This is a genomic window from candidate division TA06 bacterium B3_TA06, from assembly GCA_005223075.1.
In the GTDB taxonomy this organism is placed as follows: Bacteria; Hydrothermota; Tepidihabitantia; order B3-TA06; family B3-TA06; genus B3-TA06.
Genome location: NJBO01000005.1, coordinates 62,915 through 80,618, shown reverse-complemented (window position 1 = coordinate 80,618; position 17,704 = coordinate 62,915). Strand labels below are relative to the sequence as shown.

The following is a 17,704-nucleotide window of genomic DNA, read 5'->3' as shown; positions in this document are numbered from 1 at the left end:
GTAAAAATCGGCAGGGTATGACGAAGTGTGGACTCCTTTGATCAGTCTGGTTATGATTCATCCTATAATCTGCGTAATCTGCGGTTTTATTCCTTCTTCACTGTGACGCAAGTTCCTTACCCAGGTGAAACGCCTTGATGTTTATATCCACGTACTTGGGCTTGAATCCGGCGCGGATCGCTTCCTCGTAGAGTGAGTCCTCGAACGGCAGGAAGGTGGAGAGTGCTCCCAGCATGATCACGTTCTGCGCACGGGAATTGCCGATCTTCAAGGCGTTTTCGAACGCAGGCAGCGCTATCCGATTGGGAGCGAGCTTGGCAAGTCTTTCCTCAATGTCTTTGGGGTAGGAGCGCTGCGCGGTGTAGACCTCGGGCGGAGCGATCTCATAGGGGTCGTAGATGAGGCGACCCTGCTCACGGTTTAGGAACGCAATGTGGCGAACCGCCTCCAGGTGCTCCATGGAGCAGATGAAGTCGGCACCGCCCTGGGGGATCAGGGGTGAGTAAACCTTCTCGCCGAATCGAACGTGGGTGGTTACCGATCCGCCGCGCTGGGCCATGCCGTGGATCTCGGACTTCTTCACGTCCAGACCGGCACGCATGGCAACCTCACACAGAAGGTTGGAGAACTTGATAATCCCCTGGCCGCCTACGCCGGCAACGAAGATATTAGTTGTCTTCTGAGGCATGGATCGCTCCTTTCGGACAGACCTGGGCGCAGATCGAGCAGCCCGTGCAAAGAACCTCGGTTACCTTGGCTTTCTCAGTCTCAGCGTCGAAACTGATGGCTGGACATCCCAGGCCAACGCAGATCTTGCAGCCGTTGCATTCGTCTGTGTTTATCCAGTAGGGCTTTTGCCACTCGCTGCGGTCGTAGAGTGGACAAGCTCGTTTGGCGACCACAACCGAGGGCTCATCAAGACTAATCGCCTCCTTGAGCACCTCTTTGGTCTCCTTGTAGTTGTTGGGATCAACCACCCATACGTGTTTGACCCCTAATGCACGCGCAACCTCTGCTGCGTCGATCTCTGTGGTCTCTTCACCCATAAGGGTCTTGCCGGTGCCAGGATGCTGCTGATGACCGGTCATCGCGGTGATCCGGTTGTCCATTATCACCACCGTGATGGGCGAGGAGTTGTATACCGCGTTGGCAAGCCCGGTAAGGCCTGAGTGGTAGAAGGTTGAGTCGCCGATAACCGCAACGATCTTCTTCTGCTTTTGCTTCTCATCTTCGATCTGATCAAGCGCCTTGCGGATGCCGTGGGCTACTGTAATGGAGGCACCCATGTCCACGCAGGTGTCCATCGCGTTAAGCGGAGGAAGCGCCCCTAAGGTGTAGCAGCCGATGTCACCGGTGATAACGGGTTTCAATCGGGAGAGGATGTGGAACACAGGGCGATGGGTGCAACCTGGACAGAGGGCCGGGGGACGTGCAGGAACGTCACCGGTATCTATTTTGACAGGCTCCTCATCGAAGAACGCGGAGCGCAGACGATCCGGATTAAGCTCAAGCACACGAGGCACCTTTTCCTTGCCGATGCATGCAATACCCATCGCCTTGACCGCTTGCTCGATCACCGGATCGTTTTCTTCAACCACATAGATCTTTTTCACCTTGGAGGCCAACTCACGCACCAGCTTCTCAGGCAGAGGGTGCATCATTCCCAGCTTCAGGAACCACGCGGAAGGATAGACCTCCTTGGCATAGGTGTAGGCTACGCCGTCGGCGATAACGCCCACGCCCTCCTCCCCTTTTTCAACTCGATTAATATCGCTGGTTTCTGAAAACTCCTTGAGAGCCAGCATGCGTTCCTCAAGTGATACGTGCAGCTTACGGGCAAACATGGGCAGTATAAGGTTTTTCTGGATGTTCTTCTCGTAGCCCTTGACCGGGACTTCGACTCTGTCCTCGCAGGTCACCACGCCGTTGGCGTGTGAGGTTCTGGTGGTTAACCGAACGATAACCGGTATGTTGAAACGCTCCGATATCTCGAAGGCAAGCTTGGTGAAGTCTTTGCACTCCTGGCTGTCAGATGGGGAAAGCACAGGCACCTTGGCCGCGATGCCGTAGTAGCGGTTGTCCTGCTCGTTCTGGGAGGAGTGCATGGAAGGATCGTCTGCGGTAACCACCACCAGGCCGCCGCGTGAGCCGATGTATGCCGATGAGAAGAAGGGGTCGGCGGCTACGTTCAAACCGACGTGCTTGGACGCGTATAAAGCGCGGGCACCGCCCATGGATGCACCAAGCACCACCTCGTAGGCCACCTTCTCGTTTACCGACCACTCGCAGTAGATCTCCGGGTAGGTGGCTACAGCCTCAAGTATCTCGGTAGCCGGTGTTCCAGGATACGATGCCGCTACATGACAGCCTGCCTCCCAGGCTCCCTGCGCAACCGCTTCGTCTCCGGATAGGAACTTCTTCTCACTCATACGTCATGGCCTCCTCTTCTCCGGTGAGGACACGCAGAGCGCCCAAGGCGAGCGCCTCAAGCTCATCCTCGCCCGGGAAGACTAGAATGTTCGGGGTAATAAACGAAATCTTGCGCTTGATCGCTTCTATAAGATTGGGTTCATACGCCATTCCCCCGGTAAGAACAATAGCATCAAGCTCCCCATCCAGGACAGCAGACTGTGCCGCAATCTCCTTGGCTATCTGCTGGACCATGGCACGAAGGACCAGCCCAACCTTTTCATCACCCGCTTCAGCTTTACGATAAAGTGGTGATATATCATCTGATCCGAGGTAAGCAAGTAATCCGCCTTCCTTGGTGATCTTCTTCTTCAGGGCTTTTTCGTCGTAGAAACCAGAGAAGCAGAGCTTGACTAGCTGGGTAACTGGAAGGTAACCGGTACGCTGTGGGGACATGGGTCCGCCGTCGTTTGCGTTGTTGACGTCTATCTGTCGGCCCTTGCGGTGCGCACCTATGGAGATTCCGGTCCCGAGATGGGCGATGACCAGGCTGAGGTCCTGATATCGCTTGCCCAGCTTGGCCGCCGCCTTGCGGCCCACCATCTTCATGTTTAAGGCGTGAGATAGGGAACGCCGTTCGATATCAGGCAGGCCTGAGATGCGGGACTCAGGGATGAACTCATCCACCGAAACAGGATCAACTATGAACGCAGGTATCCCCAAAGGTGATGCGATCTCTGCGGCCAGTAGCGCTCCCAGGTTTGAGGGATGATCCGCTGCCACCCGGCCTTCGCGGATATCTGAAAGCATCCGCTCGTTCACCCGGTAGGTGCCTGAAACAAGAGGCTTGAACGGCCCTCCACGGCCCACAACCGCGGAAAACGTTGTTTTATCTACCTTCCACGCATCAAGGAGTGAATCGATCGCTTCGCGCCTGTAATCGAGTTGTTCTAAGGTGGACGCGAACCCGGCGATCTCATCTGCTGGATGACGGATCTTGTCTTCGTGGATTGCCTTTGAGTCCTCGTAAAGTGCCACCTTGGTTGAGCCTCCTCCCGGATTTAAGGCAAGGATCCTATGCCCCATTCCGGCTCCTTTCTTTGTTAAGCTTGCGCTTCATCTGCTCATGCTCGGAAGCGGTCTCGGAAAAGTGGTGCGAACCGTCCCCCTTCGAAACGAAGTAAAGATACTTCGTTTTCTTGGGATTTGCAACCGCTTCAAGCGAGGCCTTGCCCGGCGAGCAGATAGGACCGGGCGGCAGCCCCGTGTTTATGTACGTGTTGTAAGGTGAGGGTATCCGTAAATCGGCGTATGTCAAGCGTTCTTTGTGGCGAGGCAGCGCGTACTCGATAGTGGCGCAGCTCTCAAGGGGTAAATCTTCCTTCAACCGATTCAAGAAAACCGAAGCGATCACAGGCCTTTCCTCTTCAAGATAGGCTTCGCGCTCAACGATCGAGGCAAGGATAAGGAGGGTATCCAGAGGAACCTCCCGAAGCATCGGCTCTGCAACCTCAAAGAAGCGCCGCACCATGACCCGTAACACATCCTCAGGCAAGATGCCTACCCGTAACACATCCCCGGGCAAGATGCCTAAGGGAAAGCTGTACGTATCAGGGAAAAGCAACCCCTCGAATGACCCAAAGGGTATGTTGAACTCCAAAAGAAGTTTTTTATCCCTACAGAGCGCAAGGAATGTATCCTGATTCACCACACCGGCCTTGGTAAGCCGGGAAGCGATATCTCTAAGCCTCAAACCCTCGGGTATGGTAACCGCAACGGTTGCAATCGCACCTCGAGAAAGCATAAGAAGAACCGAATCCTCACTCATGTTGGTATGCAGACGGTACACCCCTTGCTGCAGGCTTCTATCAAGCCCTTTGAGCTTTGCACTTATCACGAAGAGTCTGGGGTGTGAGATGATATCAAGGGAGTCAAGCCTCATGGCTATCCGTGAGGTGGACTCACCTGCCTTGACCTCGAAGAACACCTCCCCGATCGACTCCTCGGGTTCCTTCTTCTTACAAAAAGGCAACAGCAGCAAAAGGGTGAGCAGTGCAAGCACAAGGTTACGTTTCAGAGCGCCTCCTGAGGTAGTCGGCCAAGAGTAAAGATGCAGCAACAGCGTCCACCTTGGATTTATCCCTCTTTCGTTCTTTTACAGGCACGAACCGCTCGGCAAGTGCGGTGGTCATGCGTTCATCCAGCAGGTTTACCGGGAAGTGATAGCGTTCCCGCAGGAGTGTGTATATCCTCTCGGCCCAACGGGTAGTCTCGGTGCGTTCACAGTTGAGGTTTATCGGGTAACCAACCACAATCTCTGCAACATCCCGCCCTGCTACCAGTTTTTCTATCTTTCTCATAAGATCACGATCGTCACGGACCTCAAAAGCCAACGCATCCACGCACATAAGAGCCTGCTCATCCGAAAAAGCCACGCCCACACGTTTTTTACCCAGATCAATCGCCATCACGCGCCCCATCAGGGAACCTCCAGGTAGGGCTTGATCTCTCGTAGTTTTGCCTCGCCTATCCCGCGCACGTTCAAAAGGCTATCGGGGTGCAGGAAATCCCCATGCTCCTCTCGATAGAGAATGATCCGTGAAGCGAGTTCGGGGCCGATGCCTGGAAGCCGGGAGAGGTCTTCTGCAGTTGCCTGGTTTAGATGGATCCTCATCGGTGCATGCGAGACAGCCTCAAGTTTTATCTCCGAGCGGGCACCATGACGAACCACACCGATCAATATTCCTACCCCAAGGACTGTCGCAAGAATAACAAGCACTACCCCTTCACGCGAAACTCTCTTCATCATCAGAACCTGAAGACCACGAAGACGTCCAACTTTACGTCGGTGCGGTCGTTTATTGATTTATCCGAATCGGTGAACTTGGTAACCGTAAAGTCGGCACCGCCGTCAAAGGCGTCAGAAAAGGTGTATTGCGCATGAACGGTCCCCGAGGTGGTTGTATTTTTCAAATCTTTCTTGTTACCGGTAGTGTCCAAGCGTAGAGTGGAGCGGGTGAGTGTTTCGTTATAGTTAATGGTTCCGGTTAAGCTCAGATCGTTCTTGAACTTGAGATGTTTAAGGAACGGAAGCTTGAAACCCGAAGGTTTGTTAAAGGTATAGCCCACTGAGAGCAAGCCGCCCTTGGAGATCATCTCACTGGTAACGTCCTGCCCACCGTAGGTATTGTTGTTTTCTCCGATGCTGTAGTTGACCGAAACGTCGGTGTTCACACGTCCTTTCCATGAGGTGCTCCAGGCGAGAAGCGGCGAGAAGTTAAGCTGAGTTGAGGTCTCGTATGTGTCCTTCACCTGGACAGAGTAGTCTCTGTATGTGGTGTCAGGATACTCCTCTGTAGGCAAAATGGTGTCTACGCCGAGAGAATCGTAGATCTCGCCTTTCTGGGTGAGGATGTGAGAAACACTCATGCGTAACTGAGAAGAGTTGGCCCACTTCTTGAGAAGCTCCCCGATCTTGTTGTATGAAACCGAGACCGAAGGCAAAGTCCAGGAGTTGTTGTAAGCGAGCCTTCCTGAATACTGGGTATTCTCCGAGTAGGTGTAGCTCACACTTCCGTTTGCAACCAATCCAAACAAGGATACGCCAGAGCTTGCTTTATATGACTGGCTCCACCCCCTGCTTGCCTTAGGCTGGCTATGGCTATACAATGTATCCACGGAGTCGCTCACAATAACGTCACTTAAACCAACAATATAGTCCCACTCCTTGCTCCAATCGAAATCACCGGTATACCATCCATAGCCGGAGGAGCGGCTAAAGGTCGCGTCTGCACTCAGAGGCATCAAGATCTTGGTGACCTTGCCTATGGTCTCCAAGCGTGAGAGACGTTCCTCGTATAGCTTTTCCTCGGGCGAGAGCTTCCTCTGCGGTTCTTCAGCAACCGAGTCAGGAGGCAGGGTATCTGTGGATAAGGTGTCCGGTGGCAAGGTGTCGACGGACAAGGTGTCTCTAGGCAAGCTGTCAGGAGGCGGGGAATCCAGCGTATCCGGAGGCAACGAGTCCCTCGGTTCTTCAGCATCCTTCAATGAATCTCTGCCCGATTCTCTTAGCTGCTCCTTTACCTCCCTTAAGTTCTTCTCAACCTTGCTCTTGGCATCGGTAATAAGCCCGTTGGGGTTGAAGCCGCTCCAGGCGAAGGTTATTCTCCCATTGTTGGTGAGGTTGCGAACGGTCTCGGACTCATAACCTAGATTGACAAACTGCTCATGGATACCTTCTGAACGATCCTCCGTAAACGAACTGGATACAGAGATCGAAGGCCGACCAAAAGATCTAAGATTTATATTCTTGATACCGCTTGAAAGCGATGTGTTTCTGACGGCGTATTCGGAATCGAAAAGATCATCCAACCGAATATCCGGCTTGATTGAATCGCCTTTAAGAGACCTCGCCTCAGAGTAGTTGGCTGTAATGGGAAGATATTTGATCGGTGAATAGGAGGTCCCTGCGCCCCAACTCAGGGAGGAGTTGTTTGACTTGGTTGGATACCATCTTGCCGTATCGTCCACGGTGCTGCGATATTCCGAGGATGAGTTGAGTTTGTCGAAGTTCGCCGAGAGACTGATTGAGTTGGGGAAGTAACGAATCTTCTCCTTCTCGAAGATGGTGAAGTAAAGGTCCGGGTTAATGGAGTAGGAGGCCGCGTAGTTCTGGGTAAAGGACGTATCCTTCGCAAGCCCGGCGTTGGTATTTGAAGCACTTACCTTGTAGTTTGCCGAGGCCCTGACTGCATCGAGGGTATACTTCAGGAGTCTGGATTTGGATTGTGGATGTGAGGCTGAGAAGGAAAGGGTCTTGACGTCGCTGCGCTCCTCACGAACCTCAAGCTCCTCCCCATCGAGTATGTAGTCGGTGACCTCCGCAGAGTAGCGCGGCATGGAGCGCGTCAGGGAATAACCAAAGTTCAAGGGCAGCTTGAAGCCCAGGCGGTCAAGACCGAACTTCTCGACGTTTACGTTTCCGCTTACGCCTGCCCTGTGGGTTTTTCCTCTCGTGCGGGGACCCTGCGGACTTATAAAGTCAATAAACTTACCATCGTCGCGGCTGTAGTTGGCTGAAACCCGGCCCACATCCGCCAGAACCAGACTGCTGTTCGCCGAAAGCTTCGTGCCCACCTCACTGTATGGTCCCTCAAGACGGATGTCGTTGAACCATATCTCGCCTGTAATAGACTCCGAACCCCGTTCGTTGATTATACCCAACTCGAAGTACTTGATCTGTGCAAAGGATGGAACGCCGCGGACACGAAGCCGAGGGTCGTCCTCAGAGGTAACCCCTAACTTCAGCGAATCACGATAACGAAGGCTGTCGTAGAAATCAACCTTCAGCTTGGCAAGGTCCTCAAGCTCAAAGGTAAACTCCTGCCACCGGGTATCTTCTGCCTGGCCGGGCGCCTGGCCCTCAGAGATGCGGCTGCGCACCTCGTAGTAGCTCATGGAATCAGTGCCTATGCGCAGGTAGAATAAAGGATCGTTCGCATCGTTATGCACGTAAAGCTTAACCCTTTGATAGCCTCGAAAGTCCTCGGCGGTGTAATCCCAGCGAGATACCTTTGCGCCGTGCGAAGGGGCAATGTTTTCATACCTTACCTGAAGCGAGTTATCCTCTTCCGTCTCTCCGGTGGCTGTCTTGCCAGCTTTAAAAGGCCGGGTGTAGCCTGCACTTCGGGAACCGATAACGTCTATAAATACCCGCTCGCTCAAAGTATCGACCTCGGTGGAGTCAAGACTGAAGACCTTCGCGTCTTTCCACTTGTTGCCCACGAAATCCCAGGAGTACAAGAGTATCTCGATATCATCATCCATCCCGTCAAACCAGATCCTGAACATCGAGATCGCAGACTTGTCCGGCGAGCCGGACGTATCATGGAAAAACGTATCACCCAGAGGCACACTTACCTTAATCCAACCCCTCTCCCCCAGGTTGTCAACATACTCGGAAAAGAACGCGGTATCTCTAAGATCAAGGGTAAATGAATAGTAGTCGTTGCTGCGGCTGAAACCGTCACGCAAAAGGTCCTCGGAATCCAGACGTCCATTGCGTTCGGTTCCATTCGGATTCGAACCCGAGCTGTAATCGTCGTTGGCATCGTCACCGGATACCTCGAGTGAATCCACGCCCGCAACCCCGTCCAGACCTGTATCCTCATCGTTGCTGTACTCGTTGTTGTTGTCTCTATCTTCTTTGTTCAGATAACCCAGCCCAACCAGTTCACCGCTCTTGTTCCGCCTGAGTTGGTCCTCGTCGATCTCTGAACCGAACTCAAAGTGTATCCTGCCGCCGGCGCTTCCGGTCTTTATGATAACCTCAAGGTTCTCGGCCTCGCTGATATCCAGAGGCAGTCGGCCGTATGTTGAACCTATTATGCCTGTCCAGTGAGAAGTATCCCTTTGCGGGTCCCAGGTAATCTTCAGGGCGCTGCCCTGCTGCGGCAGCTGACCTACCGGGGTCTCTTCTGCGTATATCTCATACCTCACGTCCGGGATATCCTGCAGGCGCCAGCGGGGGCGTCTGCGTGAGTAGTAAGCCGTATCGAGCGGCAGCTTCGTCTCCTCATCAAGAGGAAGGCTGGTCGTATACCAATCGGCAGGGGTACTCAGCCCCACGGCACGAGTCTCTCTTGTGCTCTCGAAGTCGTCAAGCCACACAGATCCAGACTTATGTGTATTAGGGTTGGGCATGGATATCGCCGAGTTGACGTTTAGATTAAACTGTGAAGGGGCCTCCGTGGAAACCAACGGTAAGCGGTCAATCCAGCGTGTAAGAAACCCCAGCTTGCGCTCAACGGCAAGGTCAAGTTCCCCTATGGTGCGGGAGAAGGGCTCAAGACCAAGCACAGGCCTGCCTTCAATCGAGTAGCCTACCTTGCGGAAAAGGAGGCTTCCTCCCAACTTGACCCCCTCTGCGACTTCACTCTCAGCCCTGAGGCCCAGAAGAGACTTGCGGTCAAGCGCAAGAATCTCCTTGGTCTCATAGGTTATCTTGAGTTCATCGGTTTTCTGGATCGCCTTAAGAATAGTAACTGTCCCGGTAGTGTAGTCAACGTTGTACAGGGTGGAATCGAGCTTCTCGCCGTTCACCCAGACCTCTACGCTGTTCTTCTCTATAAAAGGATCAAGTGTATAGCTCTGGACAAGCGATTCATACTCATACGCTATCTTATAAACGCCACCGTGCTCGGGGCCCAGGTTTCTCGTCCAATATATCTCGTGAACGGTATCCGACCCAAGCGCAGAAGAAGTAAAGGGATAGAGGTCATCAAAGATCAACTCTCCCAGGCGCTGCTCGTCCGGGGTGAGCTCGTGTATGTTTGTGCTGTTGTTTGTGGTAAGACCGAGCAGGTGGGAGTAGCGGTTCCCCTTGCTGTCCCTCGGAACCCACACCCCGTGATCCAGATGGTAAACCTCAACCTTGATCTCGTCGACCCACAGCTTCCCAGGCAGGTTGTAATGATTGCGGCGCATGTTCGTCCAGCACTTGCTATCGGTATCAGGGTTCTTGGGCCATACAAGCAAAAGATTCGCTACGACACTGTCGGTCGTGTCTGAAACATGAATTGTATCTATCCGACCGTAGGTAACCCCTGAAGAGTTCTTACAAGCCACTGCAAGCACACCGCTTTTCTTAAGCTCGATAACCCAACCTTCCCGATACTGTCGCAGCTCATAATCAGCACCGCCGATAAGCAGATAGAAGTTTTTATTCTCTTGCACCTCATTCCTGATAGTCGTATCGTTGGGATACAGCCATGCCGAACCAGGCCATCCCTGCCGATTCTCAGGTACCCTACCGGTTCCATCATCAAGATAGACCCGGAAGTTGTTCTTTATACCCGTCTGGTTCACGGTGTCGCGCAGCCCCGCATGGAAAACGTAGAAGTAGCGGCGTTGTATAAAGTCTCGGTCCTGAATTTCGCCCTGTTGCGACTCGGATTTGCCTGTGAACTCCTTGGTGCCTGATTTTGTCTGTTCACGAGAAGCCACCGCGTAAAGATCAACCGGGCCGAGTTTCGCCTGGGTGTTGATACCGAAAAGCCCCTGGTGAGCCGGAAGGGACTGGTGCGAGGGCAGGTTCAGGGCAACATCACCCGCCTCTATCCTTTTTACGATCTCGTCCTCGTCACCGGTATAGGCGATGCGCACCTTGTTCTTATCGGTAAGCTCGCTTCCTCCTGAGGTATGATCTATCACCACCTCGGTCTTTCGTGCAATCACCCCTTTTACGGAAACGTCAAGCTCCTGCTCCAACTTGATTCCGGATAGGAAGTTGGGTTTCTCCTCCTCTTCAAAAAGATATCGCTCCTTGTAGAAGGAGGCCGATGAACCCATGGTAATCCTGTCCTGGCCGCTTACCTGAACGTCGGTTCGTTCCTTCCCTATCTGGATCTTTATGTCCGGTATAATCCCCTCAACCCCCCTGGTTTCGCTCTCAGCTGCCAGCTCGCGCAGACGCTTCTTAAACTTCTCAAACGAGAGACCTCGCTCCATAGATGCAAGATACTCATCAAGCGTCTGGACAGCCTCCACCCCCAGATACACCGAGTCCACCCACTCCTCGTAGTAAACCAGTCCCGCCTCATAATCGACCACCGGACGAATCTCCAGCCCATAACCGGACTCGCGGATCTCGTCGGTCTGCACGATGATGAGGAACGCCAAAATTAGACTCATCTTGCCTGCCACACCCTGCGCACCGTGCGAGCGATCCCCTCAACGCTCACTCCGCATTCTGCTAATAGCCTTTCTTGCGACCCGTGCTCTATGAAGCGATCCGGCAACCCGATGCGCTCTACAGGGATACCAGCCTTGTGATCATGTAACCACTCGAGAACAGCCGAGCCAAAACCTCCTGCAAGGGCGTTCTCCTCCACGGTCACAATCGCGCTGTGCCTTTTGACGATCTCTTCGAGTAACTTCTCGTCCAAAGGCTTTATGAATCTTGCGTTCACGAGTGTAGGGCATCTCTTGCCAAGAAGTTTTAGAGTCTTGGCAGCCATTTGCACCCCTGTACCCGTCGCAAGTATCGCGACCTTCTTACCCTCTACAAGTTTCTCCCAAGAGCCTATCGGGACCTCTCTTGGCTGTGACGGCACCCCTACCCCTACGACATTCGAGCGGGGATAGCGGATGGCGAAGGGGCCTTCCTCGTAGCCAAGGGCGGTATAGAGAAGGTCCCGCAGTTCGGCCTCATCCTTCGGGGCGGCAACGATCATGTTGGGGATCATACGCAGGTAGGAGAGATCAAATACCCCATGGTGAGTTGGACCGTCCGCCCCAACCACACCGCTTCGATCTATGGCAAACACAACCGGAAGGTTCTGAAGGGCAACGTCGTGTATGATCTGATCAAAGGCCCGTTGAAGAAAAGTCGAGTAGACAGCATAAACCGGTTTCATACCGCGTAGGGTTAGGCCAGCTGCAAAGGTGGCACAGTGCTCCTCATTTATCCCGAAGTCGAAGAAGCGGTCCGGAAACTGCTCGCGAAACTCAGTAAGACCGGTTCCGAGGGCCATTCCAGCGGTGATGGCAACTATTCGTGGATCGTCTTTCGCAAACTCGGTAAGGATACAACCAAAGAAGTTGGAGTAACTCTGAGCTTTGCTTTGAGCAACGAGGCATGATTTGGGATCGAAAGGTCCTACTCCGTGGAAGACTTCCGGATTATCGGTCGCTCCCTTGAATCCATGCCCTTTCTCTGTCCCTACATGGAGCAACACCGGCCCGGGAATCTCCTTCATGCGTTCGAAGTAGCGAATCAACTCTTTGAGATTATGGCCGTCGATAGGCCCAAAATAGTGGAACCCCAGGTCTTCAAAGAGTGCTCCAGGAGTAAGAACGCCTTTAAACGCACTCTCCAAACGCCTTGCCCAGCCGCGAAAGTAGTCACCTCGGGTGCGGAAGGAACGCCCAAGAAAGTTCCACACCCTTGCGCGAAGACTCTGGTATAACTTGGTTGTTATTAAACGGTTAAGATATGTGGAGAGCGCACCAGGGTTGCGGGCGATGGACATCGCGTTATCGTTAAGAACAACCAAAAGATTCGTCTGAGAATCTCCCAGATGATTGAGCGCCTCCAGGGCCATGCCGGAGATTATGGCGCCGTCACCGACTACAGCAACCACCTTGAAATCCTCGCCCCTCATATCACGAGCCTTTGCCAGACCGAAAGCGGCGGAGATTGAGGTTCCCGCATGGCCGGTATTGAATACGTCGTAGATGCTTTCTTCTCGTCTGGGAAACCCGCTTACGCCTTTATACTGGCGTAGCGTATCGAAGCGCTCGCGCCTGCCTGTTAAAAGCTTGTGGGTATAGCATTGATGCCCAACATCCCAGATGATCCTATCCTCAGGGGCATCGAGCACGTAATGCATGGCGATGGTTAACTCTACCGTTCCCAGATTGGGGGCAACGTGGCCCCCCCTGCGGCTGGTAACCTCAAGTATCCGCTGGCGCACCTCGTGGGCCAGTTGCTTGAGCTCGGCAAGCTTCAAATCCTTGATCTCGGCGGGTGAATCTATCCTACCCAGGATACTCATCTGCGCCTGTCCACGAGATAATCCACAAGGTCTGCAAGCCGGGACCACGCGGAACCCAAATCAGCAAATATCCGTCTTGCGCGGCGGGCATAACCTATTGCGATGTGTTCTGAACGCTCGACTCCGTATAGGATCGGGTAGGTGAGCTTGTCTTCCGCCTCGTCCTTCCCCGGGGTCTTACCCAGCTCCTTGAGGGAGCTGGTTACGTCAAGCACGTCGTCGCGCACCTGGAATCCCATCCCGGCCAGTATCCCGGCCCAACCTAAGGAATCAATGAGCTCGTCTTGCGCCCCGGCAAGAATCGCACCCAAACGCATGGTGAACGATATAAAAAGTGCGGTCTTGCGAAGATGGATATGACGCAGGAATTTGGGGTTTACCTCACCACCGTAGAGGTCATCCGCCTGCCCTCTGGTAACACCTCGAGCCCCCAGGATACGGCTGAACTCGGCCAAAACACGATTGACTAAATCGGGACGGGCAGTTGAACGCGCCATCAGACCAAGGCCGTCAATCATCAAGGCGTCGCCTGCCAGAACCGCCATGCCCTCACCAAATACCTTGTGGTTGGAGGGCTTACCCCTGCGGAAGTCGTCGTCGTCCATCGAGGGCAGATCATCGTGGATCAGGGTAAATGTATGGACATACTCTAAAGCGCATGCAGCGGGAAGAATTCTATCCGCCTCTTTCCCCCCGGCCGCCTCATAAGCGAGAAGCGCAAGTATCGGCCTTAACCGCTTGCCGCCTGCGAACAGGCTGTAGCGCATCGCTTCGGTAAGCGTGTGCCCGTCATCGGGGAGATATTGCTCAAGTGCCGCCTCGATAGTCCGACACTTCCCCTCTATTAAAGCGGCCAGATCCACCTTACCTCCTTCCTCACCACTAAATGATTGATCGGTTCACTCATCCACGAGTATCGTTCTCTATAAGTCTCCTTTCTGCCGCGGCGGTTACGTTTGCGAGAAGCATAGCCACGGTCATAGGCCCGACCCCGCCTGGAACCGGTGTTATAGCGTTAACTATATCCGAAACGCGCCCAAAGTCAACATCCCCAACCATCTTCCACCCTTCAGGCGTATCTTCACCGTTGATACCTGCATCTACGACTACTTGATCGGCATGTACGAATTCAGGGCCTACAAAACGCGCCTTTCCGATCGCCGCAACTACTATATCTGCGTTACGGGTATATTTGGCAAGATCGCTTGAGCGTGAATGACAGACGGTAACGGTGGCGTTGCCCATCTTGGTCTTGCGCAGAAGGATCTGTGCCAGTGGCCAACCAACCGCCTTGCCTCGACCCAATATGACGACGTGCTTGCCGGTAAGTGAAATCTCGTATGCCTCAAGCAGTGAGACGATACCCGCGGGTGTGGCTGGCAGAAATGTAGACTTGCCAAAAGCCAGACGGCCTCGGTTTATGGGACTCAGGCAATCCACATCCTTGGTGGGTTCGATAGCCCCAAGTATGCGTTCCTCGTCTATCCCCTTGGGTAGAGGCAGGGTAATGAGTATCCCGTGAACATTGTTATCCTCGTTGAGATCGAAGAGGGTGTTGAGCAACTCGTCTTCGGAGACATCGGCAGGAAGGTTGATAGGACTGGTAACTATACCCACCTTCTTGCAGGCACGCTCCTGGGAACGCTGGTAGGAAAGAGAGGCCTCATCTGCACCCACCGAAAGGAATGCAAGCTGCGGGGTCACCCCCTTAGCCCCGAGTTCCTCTATCCTGGCTTTAAGGAGTCCCCGCTTCTCGGCAGCCACTTTCTTCCCGTCGAGTATCATTGACATAGTTTATTGTAGCGGCGAGGCTTGGCTTGTCAAGCCGCAATAATACTTAATTTTCCCACTCCTCTCAAGATAAATCGCTCTCTGAGGCTAATATTAATCGATCATTCTACGATGTATATAAGCCTGGTGTCCAAAGTAACCCCTCCGAACAACCCGTAACCGGATGAAAGGTTGCTTTTTCCAGGATTGGAGGAGTAGGTATACCGGTCGTATTCCGGGGTTATACCCACTACTATCAACTCGTACTCTTTGCCGAAAGACCAAGGCCAAACGTTGCGTTCAGCAAAAAACGCATAAGAGGTATCTCCGGTAAACGAAGGGAAATACATCCCTTCCGAGATAAGGCCGAAATATGGCTCGCAATAGATTACATATTTGCTGACATTGTTACAGGAATTCCACGAGATACGGTGGGAATCTCGAAGCTCTGCGGAGATGGAGATGGTTTCATATGTTCTTTCCTCAGGCCAGATTATCTCAAGCGGGGTAGGCATAAAGGCCTGGCCGGTTACCGTATCTCCCCAGGGAAGATGGACCTCTAGGGTGTAGAGAGTGGTGTCATTGAATAGAGGCGATTGATAAAGAGTAAAATAATGGCCAGGCTGATCCAATCCCCAAGGGGCTTCTTCAAAGTAGAAGGTGTCGTCGAGACCGCACACAGTCACCTTCGCTCCTGTAACACCGATCACATCTTCAAAGAACTCAGGACTTTCCAAAGTATCTTTTATATCATAGGTCTGGTCAACCAAGATCTCTTGATAATCATACTTAGGACTGCTGATCTTCATCACCGCAAAGATGTTCGGCTCCGGCTCAAACTCCTGCTTGTAATCCTGGCATTGAAGAAGAAAAATTGTCATCAGTAACAGAAATTGCCTTGACCTCATGCTCCCCTTACTCCACAATATATACCCGCACCGAGTCCTCGGCTATGCCGCCGAACATGCCGTAGCCAGCCGAAAGGTTGCTATAGACTTCGCCAGGGCCGAAGAACCCCATGTAGGCTGCATATTCAGGGCTTACGGCCATCACCCGCAGGACGTAGTATTCATCATAAATCCAGGGGGCTAACGCACGCTGGAGGAAAAACGCATAGCTCGTGTCGTTGGTAAAGGACGGAAAGAACAGGAAATTCGGGTAGTTCTTGTAGAGTGAGTCATCCACGTCAGGGATGCAGTAAAGGGCGTAAAGCTCGGTGTTCTTGCACGAGTTCCAGGTAATGACATGCGGATCGTAGGGCTCTGCCGAGATGGAAACCGTATCCGAGTCCGCGGGTGAAGAGATTTGAATAGGCGAAGGCATATAAGCCTCGGCAGTTACGGTATCATCCCAGGGTAAGGCAACTTCCAGGTGATAGAGAGTTGTATCGTTGAAATTGGCTTTAGTACGATAGTCTTCTTCAGGGGAACGCCATGAAAAGAAAAAGAAGGATCCATCCTCACCCCACACTGTAACCTGTGCACCTCTAACACCATATTGATTAACTGTATCCTTAATATCATAACTCTGATTCACGGTAATAACCTGCTCAGAGTATTGATAAGAATGCTCAATTCCCTTTATCCGCATCAAGGCAAGGATGTTCGGCTGGGATTCAAAAATGTAATCTTCGCTCGACTCACATCTGGCAAATAACAACAAAGTCAGACCCAAAAGAAGCAACCTCTTCATCAGAACCTCGCCTCTACCCCAACAGATGGAAAGAAAGGAATCATGTTCACACTCCGCTGCACCGGTGGTTCATTAGATAAATCGTAGTAATAAAGCATGACGTTCTTGTGGTTGTAAAGGTTGATTATGTCGGCGCGGACGGTCAGGGTCCCCCAGCGGAACTCCCAGGCTTTGCTTGCGCCGATGTCCAGCCGGTGATAGGCAGGAAACCGCAGGCTGTTGCGATCCGCTTCGATGGTCATCCACCGGTAGCGCCACTCCTGACGAACAGTGTCCCAGTACCACATCCTGTAGCGGCCAAGGGTTCCGGCGTAGGGCATGCCGCTGGCAAAGGTAAGATGCGCATTTACACGCCAATTCTTGCCCAAGTCGTAAGTACCCAGGACATTCAGGTTGTGGCGGCGGTCAAAGTTCGTGTAGAACTCAAGCGTGTCGGATATAAACCGGCTGAACGCAAGCGAGTAGGATATCCAGCCGGTAAGATTGCCTGATGCCTTTTCAATGCTGAAGTCGGCCCCCCAGGCGCGGCCTGCACCAGGGGTGAAGATGTTCCCGGTCGCGTCCGCAATGTCCAACTCCTCGTTGAAGACCAGGAGATAAGGGTAGTGTTTGTAGTAAGGCTCGATCCTTGCACGTGAACCGTCGGCAAACAGGTGCTCGTATCCTGCGATTAGGTGGATCGCCTGCTGGGGTTCGTACTTGCCGAACACCGGTATCCAGAAGTTTGTGGGTATGCGTCCTCCCTGCGGCATGATCATCGCAAGGTTCTGGTAGAAGTTCCCCACCGAGAGGTTGAAGGCGTCGTCCGCGGTGAGGAAGTACTTGGCTGAGAGCCTCAGTTCGGGTTGAAGATCACGCCTTATCAGGGTATCAACACCCAGAACGTCACCTGTAAGCGAATCCCGCAGGGTGTCAGGATACGATCCGTAGTAGAGACTTAGGCGTCCGCCTGCCTGGAATAGGAATACAGGCAGCGGCTTGTAGCGCCAGGAGAGATACAGGGAAGAATAAAGCGGCCGACCCTCGATGTTATAGGTGGCAAAGGGTTCGGCGTCGGTCTTGTAGATGAACCTCGTGTAACTCACCTCACTACCCGCCTCAAAGGTGGATGTCTCCCCTGCCCGCACGAGCATGGAGCGTAGCGAGAGGTCATCGATGCGATTGGTGTCAGAGAGGATGTCGCTGAACTGCATCTGGGCTTGATAGCCGCTCCAGCCGATCCACACCTTGGCAATCGACGGGTCCCCAAGCTCCTGGATCAACCTCAGGGTTATAAG

Annotated in this window: 13 protein-coding genes and 1 pseudogene (1 of these 14 only partly in view); all 14 read right to left on the bottom strand. The window is 53.2% G+C overall.

Annotated elements, in window-relative coordinates; all coding sequences use genetic code 11:
* Positions 1–97: 97 nt before the first annotated feature.
* Complete coding sequence (locus CEE36_04560) at positions 98–688, bottom strand: indolepyruvate oxidoreductase subunit beta (protein TKJ43310.1); 591 nt, start codon at positions 686–688, stop codon at positions 98–100.
* Complete coding sequence (iorA, locus tag CEE36_04555) at positions 669–2,429, bottom strand: indolepyruvate ferredoxin oxidoreductase subunit alpha (protein TKJ43309.1); 1,761 nt, start codon at positions 2,427–2,429, stop codon at positions 669–671. Before iorA ends, CEE36_04560 begins: the two co-directional genes overlap by 20 nt.
* Entirely contained in the window at positions 2,422–3,495 is a 1,074-nt protein-coding gene (buk, locus tag CEE36_04550) for a butyrate kinase (protein TKJ43308.1), read from the bottom strand. Before buk ends, iorA begins: the two co-directional genes overlap by 8 nt.
* The gene (locus tag CEE36_04545) at positions 3,485–4,549 is read right to left on the bottom strand and encodes a hypothetical protein (protein ID TKJ43307.1); all 1,065 of its coding nucleotides are present in this window, start codon (positions 4,547–4,549) and stop codon (positions 3,485–3,487) included. The genes buk and CEE36_04545 overlap by 11 nt, the downstream gene beginning before the upstream one ends.
* A complete protein-coding gene (locus CEE36_04540; protein ID TKJ43306.1) occupies positions 4,476–4,889 on the bottom strand; it encodes a Holliday junction resolvase RuvX in 414 nt (137 codons plus the stop codon). Before CEE36_04540 ends, CEE36_04545 begins: the two co-directional genes overlap by 74 nt.
* Positions 4,889–5,218: a hypothetical protein gene (locus CEE36_04535; GenBank protein TKJ43305.1), complete on the bottom strand. Its 330-nt coding sequence runs from the start codon at positions 5,216–5,218 to the stop codon at positions 4,889–4,891. Before CEE36_04535 ends, CEE36_04540 begins: the two co-directional genes overlap by 1 nt.
* Positions 5,218–11,112 (bottom strand): hypothetical protein, encoded by a 5,895-nt coding sequence (locus CEE36_04530; GenBank protein TKJ43304.1) that lies wholly within the window; start codon positions 11,110–11,112, stop codon positions 5,218–5,220. Before CEE36_04530 ends, CEE36_04535 begins: the two co-directional genes overlap by 1 nt.
* Entirely contained in the window at positions 11,097–12,965 is a 1,869-nt protein-coding gene (gene dxs, locus CEE36_04525) for a 1-deoxy-D-xylulose-5-phosphate synthase (protein ID TKJ43303.1), read from the bottom strand. The genes CEE36_04530 and dxs overlap by 16 nt, the downstream gene beginning before the upstream one ends.
* Positions 12,962–13,828 (bottom strand): hypothetical protein, encoded by an 867-nt coding sequence (locus tag CEE36_04520; protein TKJ43302.1) that lies wholly within the window; start codon positions 13,826–13,828, stop codon positions 12,962–12,964. Before CEE36_04520 ends, dxs begins: the two co-directional genes overlap by 4 nt.
* A gap of 40 nt (positions 13,829–13,868) precedes the next feature.
* A complete protein-coding gene (locus CEE36_04515) occupies positions 13,869–14,756 on the bottom strand; it encodes a bifunctional methylenetetrahydrofolate dehydrogenase/methenyltetrahydrofolate cyclohydrolase (protein ID TKJ43301.1) in 888 nt (295 codons plus the stop codon).
* Positions 14,757–14,857: 101 nt separating this feature from the next.
* Positions 14,858–15,616, bottom strand: a complete 759-nt coding sequence (locus CEE36_04510) for a hypothetical protein (GenBank protein TKJ43300.1) — start codon at positions 15,614–15,616, stop codon at positions 14,858–14,860.
* A gap of 34 nt (positions 15,617–15,650) precedes the next feature.
* A complete protein-coding gene (locus tag CEE36_04505; GenBank protein TKJ43299.1) occupies positions 15,651–16,427 on the bottom strand; it encodes a hypothetical protein in 777 nt (258 codons plus the stop codon).
* Positions 16,427–17,620, bottom strand: coding sequence for a hypothetical protein (locus tag CEE36_04500; protein ID TKJ43298.1), 1,194 nt, complete (start codon positions 17,618–17,620; stop codon positions 16,427–16,429). The genes CEE36_04505 and CEE36_04500 overlap by 1 nt, the downstream gene beginning before the upstream one ends.
* A pseudogene (locus CEE36_04495) lies at positions 17,595–17,704 on the bottom strand (hypothetical protein) (it continues 949 nt past the right edge of the window). The gene CEE36_04500 and the pseudogene CEE36_04495 overlap by 26 nt, the downstream one beginning before the upstream one ends.

Excerpts from the sequence above, each read along its gene's own strand:
- CEE36_04560 (TKJ43310.1), bottom strand. The coding sequence starts at position 688 with ATGCCTCAGAAGACAACTAATATCTTCGTTGCCGGCGTAGGCGGCCAG.
- iorA (TKJ43309.1), bottom strand. The coding sequence starts at position 2,429 with ATGAGTGAGAAGAAGTTCCTATCCGGAGACGAAGCGGTTGCGCAGGGA.
- buk (TKJ43308.1), bottom strand. The coding sequence starts at position 3,495 with ATGGGGCATAGGATCCTTGCCTTAAATCCGGGAGGAGGCTCAACCAAG.
- CEE36_04540 (TKJ43306.1), bottom strand. The coding sequence starts at position 4,889 with ATGGGGCGCGTGATGGCGATTGATCTGGGTAAAAAACGTGTGGGCGTG.
- CEE36_04535 (TKJ43305.1), bottom strand. The coding sequence starts at position 5,218 with ATGATGAAGAGAGTTTCGCGTGAAGGGGTAGTGCTTGTTATTCTTGCG.
- dxs (TKJ43303.1), bottom strand. The coding sequence starts at position 12,965 with ATGAGTATCCTGGGTAGGATAGATTCACCCGCCGAGATCAAGGATTTG.
- CEE36_04515 (TKJ43301.1), bottom strand. The coding sequence starts at position 14,756 with ATGTCAATGATACTCGACGGGAAGAAAGTGGCTGCCGAGAAGCGGGGA.
- CEE36_04510 (TKJ43300.1), bottom strand. The coding sequence starts at position 15,616 with ATGACAATTTTTCTTCTTCAATGCCAGGATTACAAGCAGGAGTTTGAG.
- CEE36_04505 (TKJ43299.1), bottom strand. The coding sequence starts at position 16,427 with ATGAAGAGGTTGCTTCTTTTGGGTCTGACTTTGTTGTTATTTGCCAGA.
- CEE36_04500 (TKJ43298.1), bottom strand. The coding sequence starts at position 17,620 with ATGCAGTTCAGCGACATCCTCTCTGACACCAATCGCATCGATGACCTC.